This window comes from uncultured Cardiobacterium sp. (assembly GCF_938028185.1).
Lineage (GTDB): Bacteria > Pseudomonadota > Gammaproteobacteria > Cardiobacteriales > Cardiobacteriaceae > Cardiobacterium.
Genome location: NZ_CALJAH010000239.1, coordinates 1 through 4,156 on the forward strand (window position 1 = coordinate 1; position 4,156 = coordinate 4,156).

Sequence of the window (4,156 nt, forward strand, 5' to 3'; positions counted from 1 at the left end):
GCCGCCAATGGCGGGGTACTGGTGCTTTTGCGGGAAACGCTGCGCCTCGCGGGCGGGCTGGCTGCTGCCGTGTTGGCAGGAATGCTGCTGGTGCGTACCGGGCTGGTGCGGCGTGAGCTGGCGTGGCAGACGTGGCTTGAGCCGCTCGCCGATTTCTTCCGCCGCTATGGCCGCGCCGCGCTGCTGCTGCTGGCGCTGGTCGGACTGTACCGCAGCGCCGACATCGTCGCAGGCGCCATTACCAACCTGTTCTACCAGAACCTCGGCTACAGCAAGGCGGAAATCGCCAGCGCGGTCAAGATATTCGGCGTGGCGATGACGCTCGGCGGCGGTTTCCTCGGCGGTCTGCTGGCGCAGCGCTACCCGCTGATGCGGATGATGATGGCGGGCGCGGTGCTGACTGCGACCACCAACCTGCTGTTCGTGCTGCTCGCCTGGTATGGCGACAAAAGCGCGTGGTTGCCGCTTGCCGCAGTCGCCGATGCGCCGCAGTGGCAGGTGCTCTGCCCGTCGCTCTCAGGCATCGCCCGCGCATTGGCGGCGGCGCAGGATGGCAAACTCTGGCTGCTCTACGGCGTGGTCGGCTTTGACAACCTCGCCGCCGGCATTGCCGCCTCGGTCTTCATCGCCTTCCTCTCGTCGCTGACCAGCATCCGCTTCACCGCGGTGCAATACGCGATTTTCAGCTCGCTGATGACGCTGTTGCCGAAGACGCTTGGCGGCTACTCCGGCGGCATCGTCGATGCCATCGGCTACCCCGCCTTCTTCACCTTTACCGCGCTGCTCGGCGTGCCGGTGCTGGCGCTGGTGTACTGGACGGAGCGGCGGCTGTATCGCGGCGGGGCATAAAAAAACCGGGCGCAAGGCCCGGTTTTTGCTGACGGTGGTGCGATTTAGCGCCGCGCGGTAACGACTTTGCTCTTTTTGAGCACGGCGGCGACCTTCGCCTTTTCCTTGTTGGTCTGCGCGCGTTTGGCGACACGCTTGTCGCGTACCACCGCGTTCTTCTTGCTCTGACTGGCGATGATGACCGTTTTCTCGCCTTTCAACGCGCGACGCGCGCCCGCATAGCGTCGCTTCCAGTTGGGACGCCCCATGTCTTCAATGCGGACTTTGCTGCCGGTCTGCGGCGCGTGCAGCATTTTGCCACCGCCGAGATACAGCCCGACATGATTGATTACCCCGTTGCGGCGGAAGAAAACAAGATCGCCCGGCTGCGGATTACTAGCGACGGGCAGCCGCGAAAACTGTTCACGACTGTTGCGCGGGATGGAAACGCCCTGTTTCTGATAAAGATAATGCACGAGGCCGGAGCAATCGAACCCTTTGGGCGACGCGCCACCCCAAACATAGGGCGTGCCAATGAATTTCTTGCCGTGATTGAGCAGGGTACTGCGGGAATTGCCCTTGCTACTGGCGGCAGCCGTTTCATGCTTCTTGAACAGCGCGGGGGCTTTCTTGCCCGCCTTGTCTTTCTTGTGGTTCGCTTTGTCCGTTTTTTGCGCGACCACTTTTTGGGATGCAGGCTGGCGCTTGTCGCTGCCTTTCTGCGGTTTCTCTTGCTTGACAAGCGTGCGCTTTTTCTCGCTCGCCTTGTCTTTCCGCCCGTTATGCGCGGTTTCCGTTTTTTTCTGGCGCTCCGGTTTTACCGCGGCAACCGTTGCCGCCTTTTTCTGCGCTGTTTTTACAGCTTTTTTATCCGCAACGGAGTTGGCTTTCTCATTTTTTTTCTCCGCCGCAGCCTTTTTAGCAGGCGCTTTGCTGCTGCTTTGGGTTTTGACCACAGGAGACGGTTTGGCTGCGGGCGCAGCATAAAGACTCTGGCAGGCAAGCAGCAGAGACAGTAAAACAAGTTTCTTCATGATTACAACGGGATAGTGAGGTGATGAAAATGGATAGGCGTTATCCTAAGGGAAAATGGCCTGATTGTCATCTTACCGTGTGCGATAACTGAAAAATTACCGCCAATACCGCTATTGAACCGCCCCAAAATTACAGCGCACTCAAATAAAAACAGAATCTCCGAACAAAAAATTTTGTTGCCCCTGATAGCCCGTAAACACGCTTACCCCCATTCCACCACTCACGCCGCGCGCAGCACACGGCGACCTGCGCGCATACTGCCGCACTGACAAGATGCGTCGTAATCCGCGTCAGGTTGCGATAACCGGCATATATAGCCATCCACCGAAAGCCTCATACTGTGTTGCGCCGCCTGACCGGGCACCCTAAAAAATGGCGAAGCCATTTTTTAGGGAAACCCGCGCCGTACAACCGCGTACTGTCTTCAGCGGCGCGCCTTGTCTGAAACTTTCGGTGGATGGATATATTAGTTCGTCCGGACTATCGCCCGATGCTGAAGCGTGCTACCTTGCTTTTCGCGCCGTATTACCAGAGCCCCTCATGCGAATTCCCTTCTTTGAACACATCCGCGATGGCGAGCGATTTCTGCTCGCGGGCTGCGGTGGCGGTTACGACATTGTCGCCGCCATTCCGCTTTACTGCTATTTACGCCAACAGGGCAAAACCGTCATCCTTGCCAATCTTTCTTTTACCCGGCTGGAATTTACCGATTGCAACGAAGTCGTGCCGGGTTGTTACCGGGTGGATGAACATTCCACGGGCGTGCCGTATTTCCCGGAGAAATTCATTCACGAATGGCTAAGCGCCCGCGGCGAATCGCCCGTGATTTACGCCTTTACCAAAACAATGGGTGTACAAAGCCTGCGGCGCGCTTATCAAAATCTGCGCGAGCGGTATCAGCTTGATACGCTGGTTCTCGCGGATGGCGGTACGGACAGTTTGATGTTTGGCGACGAGATTGGCACGGGGACGATTGTTGAAGACAGCCTTTCTATTTTGGCGGCAGCGCAGGCAGGATTTACGCGCAGCTATTTGTGTGCGGTCGGTTTTGGTATTGAGCAATATCACGGGCTGGATCATTATCCCTGTTTGCAGAATATGGCGACACTGACCAAAGCGGGCGCGTATCTTGGTGCGCAAAGTCTGACTGCGGAAATGATGGAAGGCGCGGCCTATTTGGCATTGGCGGATTTCTTGAATGAGCGCTTTGCCGCGCATCAGAGTATTGTCGTTAATTCGATTGCAGCGGCGATGCGGGGTGAATTTGGCGATTTTCATGGCATGCCGCGCACGCGCGGCAGCGAGCAATTTATCAATCCGTTAATGCCGCTGTATTGGTATTTCCGCTTGCCCGCCATTGCCGAACGCATTGTGTACCGCGATGTGGTCATGTCATCAGAGACAATGGCGGAGTTTCTTGCCGCTTTTCGGGATTACCGCGATAACCATTCCCGCCGCAGCAGAAGGCGTAATAAAAGAGACCGGTGTGCAGGTTTTTGTTGTCCAGCCAGGGATTCAAAGCGCTGCCGTGCTGGCGCAGGTAGGCGACGGTAGCGGCTTTATCGGTAAACAGATCGCACAGGGGCAGGGCGTATTGCTGCAAATCAGCGACGATGCCGCGCACGCTGTGCGGCAGGCTGGCGCCCGCCAGTTGCCAGTGGCGCCAGTCTTTTCTGGGGGTCAGGTAACCGAGCTGGTTGGCATAGAAAACGCCGCTAACGTCACCGTTTGGCAGGGATTGGCTCTGCGCCCATTGCTTGAATTGCCTGGAGGAGAGCGTGAGATGCACCAGCATGGTGATGTTATGCGCACCGTTGTTGCGGCTGCCCTGAAAGCGGATTTCGCAGACGGTGTCTTTATCAGGCAGGTCTTTTTTCAACACCTGCCCTTTTTGCAGGAGACGGAAGCCGTCCAGCTGTTCAGCGATTTGTGTGCAGGCATGGAGGAAGATTTCGCGGGGGGTCATGGGTGGTTGAATTGAGTAGAAGGAAACTCATGTGAGTAACTTAAATTACCTGTTCTAAACTTACTTCAGTCTCTCCAATAAATATATTGCCTATGATTCATATATAGAGAGTTTTCTGCATAGTAGAGAGTTAAGATTATAATAGGTGCATAAGCCAATATTGCAAATGCTATTATAAATTCTTGCTTTATGCTGTCATCATTGGTAAGAATTATTTCAAATAATGTGCGGATAAGTATTGGTGAGTTACTAAAATTAGAAAATAAAAAATCTAATATTGTAAAAACAATAATCCCCCATGCAAAGTAAGACATCCTGTTTTGTGAC

3 protein-coding genes and 1 pseudogene are annotated in these 4,156 nt (G+C 55.3%); 2 read left to right on the forward strand and 2 right to left on the reverse strand.

Annotated features, from left to right (window positions below; genetic code table 11):
* Nucleotides 1-849, forward strand: a pseudogene (locus Q0349_RS06900) (MFS transporter); the annotation flags it as partial.
* A 44-nt stretch (nt 850-893) separates the two neighbouring features.
* Here the strand turns inward: Q0349_RS06900 and Q0349_RS06905 are convergent.
* On the reverse strand, nt 894-1,862 hold the full coding sequence (locus Q0349_RS06905) for a C40 family peptidase (protein WP_298080141.1): 969 nt from the start codon (nt 1,860-1,862) through the stop codon (nt 894-896).
* A 373-nt stretch (nt 1,863-2,235) separates the two neighbouring features.
* Between Q0349_RS06905 and Q0349_RS06910 the strand changes: the two genes are divergently transcribed.
* Complete coding sequence (locus Q0349_RS06910; RefSeq protein ID WP_298080142.1) at nt 2,236-3,417, forward strand: DUF1152 domain-containing protein; 1,182 nt, start codon at nt 2,236-2,238, stop codon at nt 3,415-3,417.
* A 477-nt stretch (nt 3,418-3,894) separates the two neighbouring features.
* On the opposite strand, the gene Q0349_RS06915 is transcribed toward Q0349_RS06910, so the two are convergent.
* A partial coding sequence (locus Q0349_RS06915; RefSeq protein ID WP_298080143.1) for a hypothetical protein occupies nt 3,895-4,156 on the reverse strand: 262 nt, incomplete at its 5' end.